17 protein-coding genes and 1 pseudogene are annotated in these 20,153 nt (G+C 38.4%); 5 read left to right on the forward strand and 13 right to left on the reverse strand.

Features of this window, described 5'->3' with window-relative positions:
• Both ACTHJT_RS02790 and trxB read right to left on the reverse strand, forming a co-directional pair.
• Positions 1-452, reverse strand: a pseudogene (locus ACTHJT_RS02790) (peptidase M23); the annotation flags it as partial.
• A 10-nt stretch (positions 453-462) separates the two neighbouring features.
• A complete protein-coding gene (gene trxB / locus ACTHJT_RS02795) occupies positions 463-1,410 on the reverse strand; it encodes a thioredoxin-disulfide reductase (protein WP_440236221.1) in 948 nt (315 codons plus the stop codon).
• Positions 1,411-1,603: 193 nt separating this feature from the next.
• Here trxB and ACTHJT_RS02800 point away from each other — a divergent pair, with 193 nt between their 5' ends.
• From ACTHJT_RS02800 to ACTHJT_RS02810, 3 genes are all read left to right on the forward strand, one after another.
• Positions 1,604-1,936 carry a hypothetical protein gene (locus tag ACTHJT_RS02800; RefSeq protein ID WP_440236222.1) on the forward strand — a complete coding sequence of 111 codons (333 nt, stop codon included), beginning with the start codon at positions 1,604-1,606 and terminating at the stop codon, positions 1,934-1,936.
• A gap of 6 nt (positions 1,937-1,942) precedes the next feature.
• On the forward strand, positions 1,943-2,758 hold the full coding sequence (locus tag ACTHJT_RS02805) for a hypothetical protein (protein WP_440236223.1): 816 nt from the start codon (positions 1,943-1,945) through the stop codon (positions 2,756-2,758).
• A 127-nt stretch (positions 2,759-2,885) separates the two neighbouring features.
• On the forward strand, positions 2,886-4,814 hold the full coding sequence (locus tag ACTHJT_RS02810) for a D-arabinono-1,4-lactone oxidase (RefSeq protein WP_440236224.1): 1,929 nt from the start codon (positions 2,886-2,888) through the stop codon (positions 4,812-4,814).
• A 73-nt stretch (positions 4,815-4,887) separates the two neighbouring features.
• Here ACTHJT_RS02810 and ACTHJT_RS02815 read toward each other — a convergent pair whose 3' ends face one another.
• The 11 genes from ACTHJT_RS02815 to ACTHJT_RS02865 form a co-directional block, all read right to left on the reverse strand.
• Positions 4,888-6,528 carry a T9SS type A sorting domain-containing protein gene (locus ACTHJT_RS02815; protein WP_440236225.1) on the reverse strand — a complete coding sequence of 547 codons (1,641 nt, stop codon included), beginning with the start codon at positions 6,526-6,528 and terminating at the stop codon, positions 4,888-4,890.
• Between the two features lie 135 nt (positions 6,529-6,663).
• Positions 6,664-7,527 carry a sigma-70 family RNA polymerase sigma factor gene (locus tag ACTHJT_RS02820; RefSeq protein ID WP_011585169.1) on the reverse strand — a complete coding sequence of 288 codons (864 nt, stop codon included), beginning with the start codon at positions 7,525-7,527 and terminating at the stop codon, positions 6,664-6,666.
• Positions 7,528-7,604: 77 nt separating this feature from the next.
• Positions 7,605-9,758, reverse strand: a complete 2,154-nt coding sequence (gene pnp / locus ACTHJT_RS02825; RefSeq protein ID WP_440236226.1) for a polyribonucleotide nucleotidyltransferase — start codon at positions 9,756-9,758, stop codon at positions 7,605-7,607.
• Positions 9,759-9,867: 109 nt separating this feature from the next.
• The gene (gene rpsO, locus ACTHJT_RS02830) at positions 9,868-10,143 is read right to left on the reverse strand and encodes a 30S ribosomal protein S15 (protein WP_440236227.1); all 276 of its coding nucleotides are present in this window, start codon (positions 10,141-10,143) and stop codon (positions 9,868-9,870) included.
• 96 nt (positions 10,144-10,239) lie between these two features.
• Complete coding sequence (locus ACTHJT_RS02835; RefSeq protein ID WP_440236228.1) at positions 10,240-11,697, reverse strand: LptF/LptG family permease; 1,458 nt, start codon at positions 11,695-11,697, stop codon at positions 10,240-10,242.
• A gap of 9 nt (positions 11,698-11,706) precedes the next feature.
• Positions 11,707-12,360 carry a hypothetical protein gene (locus ACTHJT_RS02840; RefSeq protein ID WP_440236229.1) on the reverse strand — a complete coding sequence of 218 codons (654 nt, stop codon included), beginning with the start codon at positions 12,358-12,360 and terminating at the stop codon, positions 11,707-11,709.
• The gene (locus ACTHJT_RS02845; protein WP_440236230.1) at positions 12,360-13,241 is read right to left on the reverse strand and encodes a hypothetical protein; all 882 of its coding nucleotides are present in this window, start codon (positions 13,239-13,241) and stop codon (positions 12,360-12,362) included. Before ACTHJT_RS02845 ends, ACTHJT_RS02840 begins: the two co-directional genes overlap by 1 nt.
• Before the next feature lie 130 nt (positions 13,242-13,371).
• Positions 13,372-14,394 (reverse strand): glycosyltransferase, encoded by a 1,023-nt coding sequence (locus ACTHJT_RS02850; protein WP_440236231.1) that lies wholly within the window; start codon positions 14,392-14,394, stop codon positions 13,372-13,374.
• Positions 14,391-15,365: a glycosyltransferase family 2 protein gene (locus tag ACTHJT_RS02855; protein ID WP_440236233.1), complete on the reverse strand. Its 975-nt coding sequence runs from the start codon at positions 15,363-15,365 to the stop codon at positions 14,391-14,393. Before ACTHJT_RS02855 ends, ACTHJT_RS02850 begins: the two co-directional genes overlap by 4 nt.
• Positions 15,365-16,630 (reverse strand): dihydroorotase, encoded by a 1,266-nt coding sequence (locus tag ACTHJT_RS02860; protein WP_440236235.1) that lies wholly within the window; start codon positions 16,628-16,630, stop codon positions 15,365-15,367. Before ACTHJT_RS02860 ends, ACTHJT_RS02855 begins: the two co-directional genes overlap by 1 nt.
• Before the next feature lie 6 nt (positions 16,631-16,636).
• A complete protein-coding gene (locus ACTHJT_RS02865) occupies positions 16,637-18,670 on the reverse strand; it encodes a BatA domain-containing protein (RefSeq protein WP_440236236.1) in 2,034 nt (677 codons plus the stop codon).
• A 137-nt stretch (positions 18,671-18,807) separates the two neighbouring features.
• Between ACTHJT_RS02865 and ACTHJT_RS02870 the strand changes: the two genes are divergently transcribed.
• Together ACTHJT_RS02870 and ACTHJT_RS02875 are read left to right on the forward strand one after the other, a co-directional pair.
• A complete protein-coding gene (locus ACTHJT_RS02870; protein ID WP_440236237.1) occupies positions 18,808-19,155 on the forward strand; it encodes a hypothetical protein in 348 nt (115 codons plus the stop codon).
• Positions 19,156-19,444: 289 nt separating this feature from the next.
• Positions 19,445-19,993, forward strand: coding sequence for an outer membrane integrity protein (locus tag ACTHJT_RS02875; protein ID WP_440236238.1), 549 nt, complete (start codon positions 19,445-19,447; stop codon positions 19,991-19,993).
• The last annotated feature ends 160 nt before the right edge of the window (positions 19,994-20,153 follow it).

A 20,153-nucleotide genomic window follows, 5' to 3' on the forward strand; every position in this document is an offset into this window, starting at 1 on the left:
TGTCCAGCCAGGGAATCATACAATACCATGGAAATGGTATCTTTAAAATCAGCGGGGTCTATCTTATAAGGATCAATGGATCGTGTATCCCAGACAGAATAATACTGAGCAATTGTAATCCAGGTAGAATCTGTATTGATCTGTTCTTCAACTTCTACAATTACAAATTCATCTTCGCCTACTTCCTCACCTTCCTGCCAGGAAGATGTATCTTCTTCAATAATTGACCACTCTTTTTCAGCGTCAAAGATATAATCCGAATGCAATCCCCCGGCAACTGTATCTACAATATCATCGGTGAATAATACATCATCCATATCCGGACTCTTGTACTCTATAGCTGGTGCTTTGGTCTTATCAAAATCTCTATCCCCTTTTTTAGGATTGCCCGGATCCTGTGCAAAACCGGCATATGCAATTCCCCAAAAGAGAACAACTAAAATTATACGCATGCTTACATGTTTACGCCGTTACAGCTTCTTTTGCTGCTAAATATCTTTCTGCATCTAATGCCGCCATACATCCTGTACCAGCAGCTGTTATAGCCTGACGGTATACATGATCCTGTGCATCGCCGCATGCAAATACTCCTTCAATATTTGTTTTGGATGTACCTGGAATTGTTTTTATATACCCATTCTCATCCATATCAATCCATCCTTTGAAAATGTCTGTATTCGGTTTATGACCAATTGCTACAAAGAAACCTGTAATAGCAATGTCACGTGTTTCTCCGGTGACATTATTTTTAACACGCATACCTTCTACATCTTCTTTACCTAAAACTTCATCAGTTTCCGTGCTGAAAAGAACTTCAATGTTTGGTGTATTTAAAACCCGCTGCTGCATGATTACAGAAGCAGCTACAAATTTATCTTTACGAACCAGCATGTATACTTTCTTACAAAGCTTTGCCAGGTAACTTGCTTCTTCGCATGCTGTATCACCAGCTCCTACTATAGCAACATCCTGTCCTCTGAAGAAGAAACCATCACAAACGGCACATGCGGAAACGCCTCTGCCATTCAAACGCTGTTCTGACTCAATTCCTAACCACTTTGCTGCAGCCCCAGTAGAAATAATTACAGTCTCAGCTTCGATGACTGTTTTTTCATCAACGGTTACTTTATGCACCGGACCTGTAAAATCTACAGAACTGATTGTACCATAACGGATATCTGCACCAAATCTTGTTGCCTGCTTTTTAAAATCTTCCATCATCTCTGGCCCCATTACTCCATCCGGATATCCTGGAAAATTCTCAACATCGTTTGTGATCATAAGCTGACCACCCGGCTGAGCCCCCTGATACATAACTGGTTTTAAACCAGCACGGGAAGCATATATCGCTGCCGTATAACCTGCAGGACCTGAACCAATAATTAGACAATGTACTTTTTCTACTGACATAAGCGCTTAATGAATATTAGAGTTCTCAATTTCGGCATTTTTGCCATTTTAAGCAAAACATATAGGCATTGTGTAAGGTTCTGTGGAAAAAAGAATTTCCATGAGTTTTTACAATTTCAGCACCAAAATGAAGTTTTATCCTCTAAAACTGTATCTTTTAATTATTTCAGCAGTTATGAAATTAAAAAACATTATGAAACATAACTATATCCTTCTGCTGGTATTCATTTTATTAATAAGCGCATGCAGCAGACAATCTGCTCCGTCGATGGAAACATATTCAGCTGACAAAGAAATGAAAATAACTCTGGATGGCAACCGTACAAATGCACTTGATTCCTGGCTGCTTGAAATTGAACTTGATTATAAGGGCAGTAAAAATAAAGTATACCAGGAGTTTTATGCAGATGAAGTAAATAAAAATAACGTTTCATTTGAATGGAAATCAAATACCGCATGCCTGATACACCTGACGCAACGCGATGGCGTAGTTATTACGGTTCCGATCAAAGTATCAAAACTGTAAAAATCTATGCGAACCGGATATTTTATTTTACTTATTGCCTTGCTGTCTTGTTTCAGTCCATGTAGCTCCCAGGTTTGTAATACTGAAGAAGCAACAGAAGAATCCATTCCGTTTGATACGCTTGCTAAAACCATTCATGTATATGTAGCTTTGTGCGACAATACTTATCAAGGTATCGTACCTGTTCCTGAAAAGATTGGTAATGGACAGGACCCGATGAATAACTTATATTGGGGCTGCCCGTATGGCATTCGTACATATTTCAAAAAAAGCCCTGAATGGATCTTTGTAAAAAGTTCAAAAATAAATTCAGTTATTCTTGAACGCGTAGTATTTAAGCACGCAACAAAGGACTATTACCTTATTGCGGATGCATATAATGGAAAAGAAATAAAACAATGTACCATAGATTTTTTATCTGGCTGTTCGGGCTTAAAGCAGGATACGATTCATGTAAAAAACAGAATCCTAGGAATTGGCGGTAATGCAGGCCTATTGTCGTATATCGGGCACGATGGCCTGATGGATTTCCGTATAGGTGAATCTTTTCATAAAAAAGATGATAAAGTCCGAAACTGCATTATATTAGCCTGTATCAGTAAAAGTTATTTTTCGCCGCATTTAAAAAATACCGGAGTTAATCCACTGGTATGGACAACCGGATTGATGTGCCCTGAAGCCTATACCCTGCATGATGCATTAACGGGTTACATTAATAACGAATCAAATGAAGCAATACGAACCCGGGCAGCGCAGGCATATTCAAAATATCAGAAATGCAGTGAAAAAGCCGCACGGGGATTATTGGTTACAGGATGGTAAATTCAGTATGTTAACAGTAGTAAACAATGACTTTTTTTGATTGATAAATTTTCTGCTTTTGAAAACTGTTTGTATTTTTAAACAATGCTTTTTTAATCTTTCAATTGTTTTTTTAACACTTTCAATCATGCTAACGATCAGAATTATTTTCCAGTTATTGTTTACGTTATTGTTTAAACGATCCAAACTTCCCGAAACGATTGATAAAATCGACATCTTACTCACACGTAAAGTTACAAATGAAGAACGTTTAAGAACTGTAGCCATACTGAACAGAATATTAGGCACACGCATCATACGCTGGATCATTGAATTCTTTCTCTGCAAAGCATCTAAAGGAGAATTCATAGAAATCAACAATGCCGATTTCATTAAACGCTATCAACGTTATATCCCAGAAACGGATGAGCGGATCAGCTGGACAAACTGGGCCAATACACAAAAATCACAGCCACTACATTTCTTAATACCTGGCAATGGTCCGCATATTGATGTTGTCATTAATTATAAAAAACTGGGGGATTATGATTTTGACGGGTTGAAAAATGTTCAAAAACTTATTAAAGATGCTGAAGCCAAAGGACTGCGGGTACGAAGTGTCGCATCGGGACATTCCCTCTCAGACATTGCGGTTACGGGAGACTTCATGGTCTGTACAAAAAAAATGACTAAACCTCAACGCAGAGCCAATCAGCCATACATCAAAGATGAATACCGGAACGGACATCATGCATACATACACAAAGATGGTGACGTTATCGAAGAGAAACGTTACCTATTCGAAACCGGTTCGGGCACGTTACTGGAAGACCTGAAACAGATATTGGAAAAAGAAGGTCTTGCCTTCCCTAATATGGGTGGTTCAGATGTTCAAGGTTTCATGGGAGCAGCATCAACATCAACACATGGATCGGGCATTGGTTTAAAACCTTTTCCAGACTTGATCAAATCCATGGTGTTGATCAGCAGCAATGGAAAAGCTTTTAGGCTGGAACCGGAAGATGGCATCACAGATCCCGCACTCTATGCTCAATCGGATGAATGTAAAGTGCATGGCATTGAACTTGTACAGGATGACGATCTGTTTTATTCAACCACCGTATCTATGGGTTGTTTTGGAATTATTTTTTCTGTGATTATTGAAGTCGTTGATTTTTATTATCTGAAAGAAGAGCGTACACCTAGCACCTGGGAAGTTGAACGGGAAAAACTGGTTACATTTGGCCTAAACCATATTCGTAAAAACAGACATTTTGAGTTGGCGGTAAACCCTTATCCGGTTAATGAAAAGGGGGAATTGGATAAAGTAAATGGTTCCCGATATTGCATTGTTACAACCAGGAACGTTATTTCTAAACCATCTTCAGATCAATCAAACTCACCGACAGAAAAACGGAACTTCCTTTCTTCACTGGCTTCCGGCTTATATTTTGTGGGTTCAATCTCAGTATTTATGTTTAACCGTAAACCTGGTAATATTCCTAAATCCATTTCCGGTTCATTAAAACGCATTGTTGATTGTGACAAAGAAGGCGGTGGTTATTCTGATAAATACTATAATGTATTGAATCAAGGTTTACTAGAAATGAAATTTTTCGGCTATGCCTCTGAAATAGCTTTTACGATGCAGGATAACACGTACATACACGCCATTGATAAAATACTGGAAGAATCTGTACGCATGGCGGAAGAACATGGCCAATACAACCCAAGCCCTATTGCTATACGATTCACTGATGATTCACACTCTTACCTTTCCATGATGCATAACATGGCTACCTGCAGCATTGAAGTTGTGAGTTTAAAAGGTTTTATTGGCGGAGAAGATTTTCAGCGGCGCATTGAAAGAGAGATGATTGCTTACAACGGCAGACCGCATTGGGGGCTGCATCTGGAAAGCTTATCATTCGATCGTATAGAAAAATTATATCCTAAATTTCCGGTATGGCTGGATGCATATAAAAAATTCAATGCTTCCAGAGTATTCAATAATCCTTTTACTGATCGCACAGGCATATCGGCTGTACTTGATAAACAGGAAGCGTTCCTGGAATAAATAATTAAAGATTAAAAGAAAGAGGCGTCAATTATGATCAACGCCTCTTTCTTTTGATTGGGGCAGATCAAAATTACTTCACGACCACAATCTTCTGTACACCTGCTTCACCATTCACGAACTGCACTTCAACAAAGTAAATTCCTTCAGTATAACTATTCAACTGAATACTATTATCCGTTGACTCCGTCAATACATTGCCAAGCTGGCTCATTACGCGTACTGATTTTATTTTTTCAGTACATTTAATTGTCACTTGATCAATGGCTGGATTTGGGTATAACACAAACATATCAGAATCAGAAGCTTTTGTAGCAGTAGTTATGCCGGAAATAAAATTACTTCCTGTATATAACTCATTTCCTGTAGCAGAAAGATTTGCTGTAAAATATAAATCAGTTCCATTAACAAACAATTCATCAGGCTGAGATGAACTGCCCCCGCTTATACCTTCAAGCATATCACAATCCAAACTAACACCATCATATCTGAATACCTCAGCACCAAATGCATTTACATTGGAAGCTCCCATGTATATATAATTTCCGTCACTAGCGATGCTATATGGATAAAGAGTAGTTGTTCCATGCTTTAAAGACAAACTTCCTGTACCTGCTACTGTACCATCAGTCTTACATAAATTCGTTGAATAAGACAGCTGATTAAAGGAAATAAAATACAATTCATTTTTAAACACTGTAAAGTTTTTAGGTTTTGTATAGGTATCCGAACCGTTCAAAGCCATTGTCCCTGCTACAGTTCCATCACTCACCCAAAGTACTTCATCATTATTCGCATTTGCTCCTGATTCAACACCTGCAAAATAAAACTTACCATTTAAACCTATAGCTTTTTTCAACCGGTCAAAATCGGTAAAAAAGACTATATTAAATTCCTTAATCTTTTGTGTACCGGCATTCGTTCCATCTGTCACCCAAAGATCATTACAACAATCCGTTCCAGGTCTTTTATAAAAGAAAAACACCTTGCTTCCCACCTGTGTCATTACTGTATTTTGAGAAACCTCCGACCCTGAATTAATCGTCGCTAAAGGCATCGTACCAGCAGCAGTGCCATCTGAAACATAAAGTTTTAAATCGTTATTATCGTCCGGATCCGGAGCCATAAAAATCAGGGATGTATTAGACAGTTTGCTGATGTCAGAGATCATATGAAAATAACCAAATTCGACAACCTGAGATACCGTAAGAGTAGTCAGCTCTATTTTCATTAAGGCATGATTCTGAGTACCGTCATATGTAAAATACAAACCGTTATCGATCAATTCCAAACCTTCAATAGGTTCAGCTGCAGAATAAACAGTGGAAGTACCAGCAAGTGTACCATCCGTAACAATAACTTTAAATGAAGAACCTGATTCAATGGCAACAAATGCAACCCTACCATCGGGAAGCGTTTTAAAATCATAAAAATTAGCGTAATCACTGGTAGTTGTTACAGAAGTCAATCCCTGACTTTTCCCGTCCATACCGACAGCTGCCAAAGTAGTCTTTCCTGTATATTGAGCTGTAACAATGGAATCATACTGAACGAGAACTTTCGTGCCTACGGAATATAAAATTCCAGAATTCCCTCCGGCAAACGAACTCGCATCTGATGCATCAAAGTCTTTAATTAATTCAAATTGGGCGTAAGATGATAATTGAATTAAAAAAGTAAAAAAAAGAAATGATAAAAAGCGTTTATTAATCATAGTTGTTTTTTTTCATAAATATAAATAAAAATCGACTATGATTAATCCAGATAAAATGCTTATTCCTACCGTTAAATAAAAAACTCCCTGAAAGTTATTCCAGGGAGTTTTTCTTGTTGTATATGAATGTACAGGTTAACCTAAATATGGTTTTAATGCTTTACTTCTGGAAGTATGTCTTAACCGACGAATTGCCTTTTCTTTGATCTGACGTACACGCTCTCTTGTAAGATTGAATTTCTCTCCAATCTCTTCAAGGGTCATAGAATGTTCGCCATTCAACCCAAAGTAAAGAGAGATAACATCCGCCTCACGTTGAGTCAACGTTGACAAGGCTCTTTGCACTTCTCTTCTTAATGAATCATTCATTAAGCTTGAATCCGGTGCTGATTCACTGCTGTTTTCAAGCACATCCAGTAAACTATTTTCTTCACCCTGAACAAAAGGTGCATCCATAGATACATGACGGCCTGAGATCTTTAATGTATCAACAACTTCAGCCGTTGAAACTTCCAGTACTTCCGCTAACTCATCAGGTGATGGCTCTCTTTCATACTTTTGTTCCAGTTCCGAAAATGTTTTTGAGATCTTGTTCAATGAACCTACTCTGTTCAACGGCAAACGTACAATACGAGATTGCTCCGCTAATGCCTGAAGGATAGATTGACGGATCCACCAAACTGCATAGGAAATGAATTTAAAACCACGGGTTTCATCAAATCGCTGAGCAGCTTTAATCAACCCTAAGTTACCTTCATTAATAAGATCTCCCAGAGAAAGACCCTGGTTTTGATATTGTTTTGCAACCGATACGACGAAACGCAGGTTGGCTTTTGTCAATTTTTCTAATGCTAACTGATCACCTTCGCGAATACGCTTCGCTAGATCTACTTCTTCATCAGGTGTAAGCAAATCCACTTTGCCTATTTCCTGTAAATACTTATCCAGAGATTGACTCTCTCTATTGGTAATCTGTTTACTGATCTTTAGCTGTCTCATCGGCTTTATTTAAACACACCTTCTATTAAACGAAAAACAGTGTCTGATAGTTTCTTTAAGGTTAAATACTCAGTTAATTATGAATTTGAAGTTGCCTGTTGTTCAGGTTTCGGGATCAATACCTTACGTGATAAACGGTATTTACCAGTTTTCTTGTCAATTTCAACCAATTTCACTTTTACTGTCTCGCCAACCTCAAGAACCCCTTCCATTGTATCCAAGCGTTCCCACTTGATTTCAGAGATGTGTAACAAACCATCTTTTCCTGGCAGGAATTCAATGAAGGCACCAAATGCTGTGATCGATTTCACTTTACCTTCATATACCTCACCTACTTCAGGTAATGTTACAATTCCTTTTATTTGTGATAAAGCGCTGTCAAGAGCTGTTTTATCCTTAGAGAAGATACTTACCCAGCCAGCATTGTCTTTTTCTTCAATGTTAACGGTTGCACCTGAAGTTTTCTGAATTTCCTGGATAATTTTACCGCCTGGCCCGATTACTGCACCGATTAATTCTTTCGGTATCTGGATCATGATCATACGCGGAGCATGTGGTTTCAGATCTTCACGTGGCTGAGCAATTGTTTTCTTCATCTCACCCAATATGTGCAATCTACCTCTGTTTGCTTGTTGTAAAGCTTGAGATAGGATATCATATGATAAGCCATCCACTTTAATATCCATTTGGCAGGCCGTAATACCTTTTTCAGTACCTGTCACTTTAAAGTCCATATCTCCTAAGTGATCTTCATCACCTAAGATATCAGACAATACTGCCCAACGACCGGTTTTTGTATCTGTAATCAACCCCATTGCAATACCAGATACAGGAGCTTTAATCTTAACCCCAGCATCCATCAATGCCAATGTACCTGCACAAACCGTTGCCATTGAAGAAGATCCGTTTGATTCAAGAATATCGGAAACGATACGAACCGTGTATGGATTTTCGATTTCAGGCGGCATAACTTTTTTAAGTGCACGGTAAGCAAGGTTACCATGACCAACTTCACGACGTCCCGGGCCTCTGTTTGGCTTCACCTCACCTGTAGAAAAACCAGGGAAATTGTAGTGAAGCATTAACTTATTATTGCCTGAGAACATAGCGCTATCAATCAGCTGCTCATCCAGTTTGGTGCCGAATGTTACAGTAGTCAATGATTGAGTTTCACCACGTGTGAAGATCGAAGAACCGTGCGCTGACGGCAGGTATCCAACTTCTGACCAGATTGGACGAATTTGTTCTAAACCTCTGCCATCCAAACGCTTACGTTCATCTAACACTAAATTACGAACCGCATCCTTTTCAACATCATGATAGTATTTAGCAATCAATGCTAAATCTTCTGTATGATCTTCAGGAAGAGATTCAATATATGCTTTCTTAATCGCTTTGAAGCTTTCGGCACGCTCATTTTTGTTCGCGTTACCAAGCTTAGCTACATCGTATACCTGCTGATAAAGTGTATCAGTGATTTTTTTCTTTAAGTCCCAATCGTTAACCTCGTGACTGTAAGCACGTTTTTCTGTTTTACCTGCAGCAGATTCTAGCTCCTTTAAAACAGTACACTGTTGACGGATTGCATCATGAGCAGCCTTAATTGCATTTAGCATTAGCTCTTCAGACACTTCACTCATTTCACCTTCTACCATGATAACGTTATCATAAGAAGCTGCAACGATCAGCTCAAGTTCTGCTTTTTCCATTTGAGCAGGTGTTGGGTTGATCAGGAATTTTCCATCCAATGAGATAACACGCACTTCTGAAACCGGACCGTTGAAAGGAATGTCAGAAACAGACATTGCCGCCTGTGCTGCTAAACATGCTAATGCATCCGGCATTACTTCCGCGTCTGCAGAAATTAACGTGATGGCAACCTGTGTATCTGCGTGAAAATCTTCAGGGAATAAAGGTCTCATTGCACGGTCAACCAAACGGGAGATTAATATTTCGTAATCAGATAACCTGCTTTCTCTTTTTAAGAAACCACCGGGAATTTTCCCGTTAGAAGCAAACTTTTCTTGATAATCAACTGATAATGGCATGAAATCAACACCTGGTTTTGCTTCTTTAGCAGCAACCACAGTAGCTAAGATCATTGCATTTCCTAATTTAACAACAGCTGAACCGTCTGCCTGTTTAGCAAGCTTTCCTGTTTCTATTTGTATTTCTCTGCCGTCTGGTAAAGTGATGCTTTTGTTTATGATTGTTAATCCAGGATATGACATATTTCTATGATTGTATTAAATCTAAAAAGAATTTTACGTATGTATGTAAACTAACAGAGGGAATTCGTTTTGAATCCCCTCTGTTAGAGTATATTTTTATAATCTAAGATTATTTTCTCAAGTTCAATTGAGCAATAATAGCTCTGTAACGAGAAATGTCGGTTTTCTGAAGATAGTTTAGCAATCTTCTTCTTTTACCAACCAATTTCATCAGACCTAATTGGGTTGAGTAGTCTTTTTTATTAACTTTCAGGTGCTCAGTTAAATGAGCTATGCGGTGAGAGAATAAAGCAATTTGAGACTCAGGTGATCCAGTATCAGTAGTACTCTTAGCTGTACCGTTTGTTTTGAAGATTTCTTTTTTGATTTCGCTTGTAAGATACATTGTAGCTGTATTTATTAACTAATTTTCTATTATACACTCTTATACAATGCAAATATAGTAACATTCCGTTTTTTAACCAAATAGCTGTGGGAAAAATTATTTCGTCTTCTGAAATACTTTTCGTACCCGATCCCAAAGTATAAGATAAAAATCGGTTTCCAGTAATCTGGAGTCATTTTTTGCCTGCCGCATAAAGAACAATCCAACCAGGAGTAGTATAGCATTTCCAAACCACATGGCAAAATCTGCCGGATAAACCCCTTCTTTTGTCCATTTTTCTCCCGTTATGCTGAATACATAATAAAAAATGAAAAATATGATGCAAATCAGAACAGGCACTCCCAAACCACCTTTTTTAATAATTGCACCTAGAGGGGCGCCGATCAGGAATAAAACAAAACAGGCAACCGCCTGGGTATATTTCTGGTATTTGGTCACTTCAAACTCATGAATTTCTTTCATCAGACGTTCATCCCGCTCAACCATATTACTTTGAATATAGGCTTTAACTGACCTTGCCTGATTAGCCGCACGAATAGCAATCTCTTTCGCGTTTTTACTCTTGAGCAGATTAGTCCTGGTCAGGGTATCATTTTTCACACGAATGTTTTTCGTCTTAGCCGTATCATTTTTATTCACCTGGGTATAATAATAAAATGGCTGCAGCATCCCTCCTGAATTCTGATTAACATTTTTGTATATCCCCTGAATAGAATCTATGTGATGTGTCAACTCATCGATCCGTTTCATTTGCCGGCTGCCTGTAAACAATTCTTCTTTGGTTCTGTTCAAATCAAAAGAAGAAAGATTGAAGATGATCTGGGTTTTATCAAATGCATTCCGAACAAATTCCTGGGGATTTAAAAAGCTTGCACCTCCGGCATCGCCTTTAAATTCGCTATAGCTATTCCCTTTAAAAAGCTCCAATGCCAGATACTGGTTATCATTAAACAGATACATAGCTCCGGAATCGGCAACAATTACATCCGTATTGCCACGTCCTTGTGTATGATCATAAATAATTACTCCTTTAATAGAGGTATCATTATCAAACTTCTGAACAATTTTAATACTATACCCCGGAATTCCGTTGTAAAAAACTCCCGGCTTTAAATCGAGAGAGGGCTTCTTCTGTCTCAGGTCATACAGTAAACTGAATGCTTTGAGGTTGGCTTTGGGAACAACATAGTTATTGAAATACAACAAACCCACCGTACATCCCAGCACCCAAATAGCAATAGGCACCATTACCCGCAGCAACGATATTCCCGATGACTTAATGGCAGTTAGTTCATTGAATTGCCCGAGGTTTCCGAAGGTCATTAAAGACGAAAGCAAGATAGCCAGTGGCAGCGCAATCGGCAGGATATTCATGCTGAAATACATCATCAATTCAGCATAATCCAGATAGCCCAAACCTTTCCCAACAAGTTCATCTATATATTTAAGAATGGTCTGCATCAAAAAAATAAACGTAACAACCACGACCGTTAAAAAAAACGGACCGAAAAAAGCCTTCAGTACTAATATATCTAATCGCTTAATAATTTTCATTGTTCTTAATTACATTGAAGCCAGCTTCTTTAAAGCTTTTGATTCATAAATCTGTACACCTGTTCCTAAACGCGCCTGTGCAATGTGCACCATTGCTTTAGCAACATCCGCAGATTCAATACCAAACTGCATGCCGGTTATCTTTTTCACAACACGTGAAACGGTTATTGCTACCCCTTCTGCCAGTCTTTTTTCAGAGCGGTTACCGATCAACAAACCAGGACGAAGAATTGAAATAGCAGGAATATCAATCAGCCCGGCTAATTTACGCTCCAAGTTACCTTTAACCTGGTTGTAAAAAAAATAAGAATCAGGATTTGCGCCCATCGAACTGATAACGATATAATTCTGAAGGCTTGAGCGAATCAATCTCTTGGCTAGCGCAAAAGGAATTTCCAGGTCTACTTCCTCAAATGCCGTTTTCGATCCTGCTTTTTTTATTGTTGTACCTAAACAACAAAATGCATCTGCAATATCAGGTAAAATAATATCATCGAGATTGGTAAAGTCTGTCTGAATGACTACAAGTTTAGGATGCGTAATTAATGCGCTACTTCTTTGTAAAGAAATAACTTTGGAGTATTGATTGCTGTTAAGAAGCAATTGCAATACTTCACCGCCAACCAATCCCGTAGAACCAACGATCAGAGCTATCTTTGACATTATTGCATAAGGATTTTTACGACTTTCAAGCGATCCGGATAATATACCTTAAAAATATACATTTTTTCTTTAATAATGTTTAAGAATGCTTCTTCGAGTTTTAAAACAGTCAGAAGCAATTGGCCATCCGCTGAATAGATTTCAATCTTCCAGTACCCGTCTTCTATAAGCGCTTCCTTTTCTTTGTTTTCAATATCCGTAGAGAAATGAGGCAAATGAAATGTCAATGGTGTATAATCACAGGTAATATCCGGCAATGAAAACCGCGTACTATTGCTCCTGTCCCACTTTGATATGTCTGAGATTTGATTCAGAAATAAACTCTTATCGATTGCTACTCCAGTACAATTCAACCGGCTATTTATAATCTTTGTTTGGGCAAGCGCAGTACTTCCATCGGTAAGGCCGGGCGGCAAGGCTGATGTGTTATTATCAACGGCTGCGACATCCCAGGCACCACTGCTGCTTACACTTAATCCATATATAAATATAGGGGCGGTAAAAGTTCCCTGGTAAAAGAATAATTGATCTCCATCTGTGGAAAGACCAAAGAAACCACTTACGCCTGCAGTTACAAAACCTGCATCATCGGGATATGTCACCGCCACTCCGGCTTTAATACCTCCCCGGGGTACAGTATACGTAATATCTCCCTCACCAACGCGAAAAGCTGCTGTAGCAGGATCATATCCGCAATCTGTGATATGCACTACCGTACCGGCAGCAACATCTTTCAAAAAAAGAAACGAGAATTGATCAGGATCTTTGAAATTGTATCCAATCACTGCAACATCACCTGGTTGAAGAACTGTTTGACCATAAACAAGAGTGTTACAAAAGCACATCAGAAAAATGATGTGAACGTATTTCAGTACATTCATAAAACAAATAAAAAGCCGGCGTGTGCCAGGCGAATAAAATTCCAGTTAAAAAATTCCGGACAAAAATATTCTAATAAAATTCACTTCAGCTTAACAAGTGTAAAAAAACACTGCGACTGAAAATTATTTATCATTTGTTATCAGTTGATTTATATTTCTGATACAACATTTCCTGCATAACCTTCTTTGTAGGCTTAAACAATTCCTGCAAGCCTTCTTTCATGAATCCTATGCCGTAGCCGAACAATTGTGTATACGCAGCTGCAACACTTAATAAACCTATTTTTACACTTTGATTTTTATAGGCCGCATCGATAAAGATTGCTGCCGAATAACAATACAAAAGAAAACATGCCAGTACACCTATCCTGAAATTCAATATACCTAAGAGAATAGCTGTAACTGCAAACAACACAAAACACATCGGGAAGAAATGTGTAAGTTTCAGTTCACCCGGAACAAAGCGATAGATATTGATACGTGCTCGGCCAAAGAAGTGTACCTGCCTGAAGAATTGTTTAAAATCTGTTCTACGCTTATGGTAAACATATGCATCTTCAATCAAGCCGACTTTAAATCCATAGCTCATAATGCGAATACTGAATTCTATATCTTCGCCCATGCGGGTAATGATATAGCCTTTAGTACGTTGCCAGACTGCTTTTGAAATGCCCATATTAAAACTTCTGGGATGAAAAACGCCAACACCTTTTTTATTACCTCGAATACCGCCGGTAGTAAATAAGGAAGTCATGGAATAACTGATAGCTTTCTGTATAGGTGTAAAAGATGCATCTGCCCGGTCTGGTCCGCCGAAAGCGTCAAGATAATCGGCATTTAATCTTTCCTCAACAGTTTTTAAATAATCCGGAGGAATGATACAGTCGCTATCAAAAACGATAAAATAATCACCTTTGGCGCGCTCGTAAGCAAAATTGCGGGATAAGCCTTGCCCGGTATTTTCTTTGTAATAATATTGAATGGATAATTTCTTCTGAAAATCTTTTACAATTTCTTCTGCAGAATCTTTGGAACCATCTTCGACAACAACTACTTCAAAATTCTTGTATGTCTGTTTCGTTAAACTTTCAAGTAGCTCCTGAATTTCTTCAGGCCTGTTATATACAGGTATTACAATTGAATAAAATCTCATGCACCAATTTCTTCTGAAACCAGATAATCATTTTTCTTGTCTGATTGCTGAATCATCATCTCGCCGATAAAGCCGGACAAAAATAATTGTACACCAATAATGATTGCCACGAGGGCTAAATAAAACCATGTATTATTTACCACATCTCTATATTGACCGTTCTTAGCAATATAAATATGATACAGTTTGTTTGCGATTAAGTACGCAGTGCTTCCCAATCCAATGATGAAAGACAAAATACCCATAGAACCAAAAAAATGCATCGGTCTTTTTTTGTATTTGCTTACAAAAGAGATAGACAGCAGATCCAGCGGCCCATAAACAAATCTCTCCAGACCGAATTTGGTAACCCCATATTTACGGGCTCTGTGCTCAACTACTTTTTCTCCAATTTTACTGTATCCATTCCATTTTGCAATAACAGGAATGTAACGGTGCATTTCACCATATACATCAATGGATTTAATCACCCGATGCTGATATGCTTTCAACCCGCAGTTAAAATCATTCAGCTTAATACCTGACATGGCACGCGCTGCTGCGTTATATAATTTAGTAGGAATCGTTTTACTGATCGGATCGTAACGTTTTTTCTTCCAGCCAGACACTAAATGATATTTTTCCTCTGTGATCATTTTGTATAAAGCAGGAACTTCATCCGGGCTATCTTGTAAATCTGCATCCATGGTAATGACCACTTCTCCTTTTGCAGCTTTAAACCCAACGTTCAAACCAGCAGATTTACCATAGTTTCTATTGAAACGGATCGCATGAATATTCGAATTCTGTGCTGCCAGTTTCTGGATTACTTCCCAGGAATTATCTGTACTGCCATCGTCTACAAAGATCAGTTCGTAACGATAGTTATTTTTCAGCATTACTTCTCTAAGCCATAACTCTAGCTCAGGTAATGATTCTTCCTCATTATAAAGAGGTATAACTACAGATATATCTTTAGCATATTTGCTCATTACTGTACCCTGGTTACTTGTTTGTTGTTGATCACTGCTACAGGTCTGCCTTTTAATTTTTTACCGATAAAGGGCGTATTAACAGATTTAGAACGCAAATCCTTTTCAGATAGTATCCATTCCTGCTCGGTTTCAAAAACAGTCAGATTTGCTTTAGCACCTTCTTTAACTGCAGGAACTTCAAGGCCCAAAATATTTCTTGGAGCAACTGTAATTTTTTCGATCAGCTTAGCCAGTTCAACTTTGGTGTTGTATGTATTGGCAACACTGAACATGGTTTCCAAGCCGATCATTCCAAAATCGGCCTGATCGAATTCCAGCTGTTTCGATTCTGTATCCTGCGGAATATGATCTGAAACGATCGCATCAATCGTTCCGTCGTTGATGTATTTCCAGAATGTATCAATATCACGTTTGGAACGCAATGGTGGATTCACTTTTAAATTTGAATCAAAAGAAGTCAGCAAGGTATCATCTAACGCCAGTTGATAGGATGCGATATCACAAGTTACTTTCAAACCTCTGCGTTTGGCATCTTTGATAAGCTCCAGCGATTTCGGACTTGATATATGGGCAAAGTGGATTTTACCACCTGTGTATTCCAGAATAGTGAGATCACGTTCCACAATGATCTGTTCAGATAATTTAGGAATACCTTTCAGGCCAAGCATCGTGCTTGTTTTGCCTTCGTTCATTTGTCCGCCCTGGCTCAGGTATTTATCCTCTGCATGGACGATCAATTGTGCATTGATCGGTTGCATGTATAATAAGGCGCGTAAAAGCAGATCGGAATGCCAGATGGGTTTTACGCCATCCGAAAAACCTACAGCTCCGGAAGCATTCATATCCAGAATTTCTGTCAGTTCTTCCCCTTTGTTATTTATGGTTAAAGAAGCGATCGGAAATACCTCAACCAGCTTCTCACGTGTTTTACTTTTAACATATTCAACAGATTCTTTGGTCTGCATGGGAGGCGTTGTATTCGGAAGTACTGCAATTGCCGTAAAACCACCCTGCATGGCAGCCTTACAAACCGAATGCAGGTCCTCTTTATATTCATGTCCGGGATCGCCTGTAGTAACACGCATATCCATCCAGCCAATTGAAACTTTCAAACCTTTCCCTTCAATAACTGTATCAGCAGAAAGTTCTTTTTCACTTATTTTTTTTATCACACCATCTTCGATCAGAATAGAACGGATTGCACCATTCAAATCAGAAGTTGTGTCAATTATTTCAGCAGAACGAATAACGATACTACCCATATATTTTTATTTCAAGAACCTTAATAATAAAATCTCCGTTAGCAGGAAAAGCAATGCTAAAATAATGCAATATTTCCACAGTGGCTTTCCTTCACGCAAGCTTTTTAATTCATCTGCAAAATCAAACTGATTTACAGCATCTAATAGTTTTACATTAACCTTCCCTTCTGCCCAGGTTTTCAATTCATCGCGGGTCAGTAAGGCACAATCCGATTCGCCTCTACCATAATTTATGGCCAATATGGCAAGTGTACTATCACCTTGTTTCACATCGTAAAAACCTGATGTTTTTATTTCATCCGGCAAATCCAGCACTATTTCTCCTTCGCGGCTATTCTGTACCGGAAGCCATCTTAATGAATCTTTCAGCACCTCTACCTGAGCGGTCTGTGCCGAAGATGATTTCAATACGACTGTTTCATCGCTTGTTCTGTAATATAATTGGTTTGAACTTGGCAATGCATTAAAGGCGATGGTGTACATGACTGGTACAAAAATGGAATGTCTCTGGAAAGAAGAAAGCTTATCCTGCAGAGTACCGCTAAAGACATAAATATTCCCCTTACCTGAAGAAACCTGTGTTAAAAAGGCTCCGCCTTGTTGATATTGTAGTAAAACCGTACCTGCCGATGTTGTTTCAAACAATGGAATACTGAACGGCATTTCAGCCAGATGCTTTGATTTATCTGTAAACACATCTTTAAAGAATGGCTGATCTGTATCAGGGAACTTTAAATACCAGGCCTGTTTACCTATAGAATCTTTTAATGCAGTAGGCTTCACTCCTATATTTAATTGTTTTAAAAACTCCTGCCAGGAAGCCCAGTCTTCATTGACCGGAGGAAATAAAGCAACATTGCCGCCTTTGGCCAATACCTGCTTTAAATTCTGAATGATTGCGTCGTTCGATCTGGAATAATCTTCCACCACAATCAAATCCGATTGATTCAATTTTGAATAATCCAGCGTGGCATATGAATACGCATTCAATACAAACAATTGCTCGTTACTATATACCTTAGATACATAGCTGCTGCCTGATTGCGACAAATTGGTAACATGAATCTCCTGGGCACTGTTCAGAGTGAAATAAAAGGCATTATCAAATACGATTGGTGAATCATCAAAACGAATACAACCTTTATAAGCGGAGTTTTTTTCAAGGGTAAAATCAAAATGCGTTATCGTTTCCTGTCCGCCTACAATTTCGGTTCCGGCAGTACTGATCTGCACATCGTTGATCAGTAACTTACAAACCGTTTCGCGTTTCCCTTTGCCGTAGCCTTTTACCCGAATAAATAGTTTATTAGGTTTACCTGCCTGGATGAAGGGTGTTTCCAGCCAGATTGAATCAATGGCTATATTCAGTACGTCTTCATTCTGCAAAGGAATCAGATGCCAGTTAATCTGTGAATCCGGTTTGGAAGTGATCAGATCCTTCCAGTAAGTTTTTTGAAAATCTGAAAACAGGAATACATCCTGTTGAGATTTTGAATCTTTGGAAGCCGATGAAAGAATGCGTTTGGAAACATCATAAGATGATCGGGACTGACCATTATAATCCAATTCAGTAAGTTGATCCAGATAGCCGTCACGGGTATGGTATTGCCAGTCGTTTCCGGAAAATTCGTTGGTAAGCAGACGGACAGAGGCGGAAGCGCTATAGGCATCGGGGATCTTCTGGGCAAGTCCGGAAGCTTTTTCCAGCAGCGATTGCTGATCTGATTCGTTTTGTAAGCTATAGGAATTATCAATATACACCTGGATAGCTGCGCCGGAAGCTTGTGGTTTGGATTGGGATGGGTCCAATATAGGCTGCGCAAAAGCCAAAACCAGAAACGTTATAAATAAGATCCGGGAAAGAAGGATAAGCCAATGTTTGAGTCTGCGGGCCGAAGATTGCTGCTGAATGATTTCTTTCAGGAAAGCGACATTCGTAAAAATCATTTTTTTAGGTCTTTGCAAATCGAACAAGTGCAAAGCTATAGGTACTGCAATTGCTAAAAGGCCAAATAAAAAGAATGGATTCAGAAAGGTCATATCAGGCAAATCTATAAAATTTATCAGAGTTTGTCTATTTAAAGAATCAAATACTAAAAATATTGAATATTTCAGGTTAAATATGTAGTTTCAGCCCGATTAAACAATTTAACTTAACGTGTTTTATGAATAAATACATGAAATATTCTATCGCTGCTCTTTCGGTTGCATCTTTATTTATTGGTGTTTCCGCTTTTACTGGAGCTAAAAACGAAAAAGAAGCAGATGGCCAGTATGTCGTTATTGATGTATATGAATTACCTGCTTATGAAGATAAAGGCTTGCACGTTCATTATGGCAATGGAAAAACAGAATTTCTTCCATATGCGAACGACATGAAAGATCATCATTTGGATGACAACGGAGATTTATTAGTAAAAACTTTAAATAGATTAGACAGCGAAGGCTACCAGGTAATCTCTACCTGTGCCGGTCTGGGAGATAAATCAGGTATGATCACAAAAGTTTTTCTGAGAAAGAAATAACATCTCATCTTACAGAATTCAAAATAAAAGTCCCGCCATTGAGCGGGACTTTTATTTTATACACCCTAGTATTTATAAGGGATTGAGAAGAAGATACCAGGTCCAGCCATTTAAAATCCTTCCGGTTTATACTCCTTTCTCCGGCTCAAACCCTGCTAAAGAAGGACTGTTCATGAAAATTATTTTTTAAAATTTCTTGCCAACAAATTTTAATATAAAACATTTTTTTTATTTTAGGGTATAAATTAACTTTAGTCAAAAGAGAATATTTTTATATCACTGACGTACCATGGCAAAAAAAGTAAAAAAAGCAGAGAAATCTTCTGTTAAGAAGACTCTAAAGAAAGCTGAAAAAGCTGTAAAAAAAGTAGCTGCAAAGGTTAAGAAAGCAGCGAAGAAAGTTGTAAAAAAAGCAGCACCTGCTAAAAAAGCGGCTCCTAAAAAAGCAGCTAAAAAAGTAGTTAAGAAAGCTGTTAAAAAGGCAGCTCCTGCTAAAAAAGCAGCGAAGAAAGCAGTAAAAAAAGTAGCTAAGAAAGCAGCTAAAGTAGCTAAAAAAGCAGCGCCTGCTAAGAAGGCAGCTGTAAAAAAAGCAGCTAAGAAAGCGGCTCCGGCGAAAAAAGCAGCACCTGCTAAAAAGGCAGCAGCAAAAAAAGCTACAGCGCCTAAAAAAGCAGTTGTTAAAAAGGCAGCTCCAAAACCTAAAAAAGTTGCTAAACCAGAACCAAAAGAGGAAGAAGTAGAAATCTTGTCGTACACAGCTCCCGCTGAGCCTAAAATAGATGACGATGATGCACCACAAGGTGACTTGTTCTCTCCAAATGATAACCCGATATTCTAAGAATAACTTAGTTATCTAACAATAAAAAAGTCCTGCTAATAGCGGGACTTTTTTATTGTTAGATAACTTCTGTGATCACTCAAAACAGCCAAAGATCTGATTAGGCTGAATATAAAAAGTCCGCCCCGACCTGATAGCTATCAGGTCGGGGCGGACTTTT

It is taken from the genome of Cytophaga sp., assembly GCF_051961495.1.
GTDB lineage: Bacteria > Bacteroidota > Bacteroidia > Cytophagales > Cytophagaceae > Cytophaga.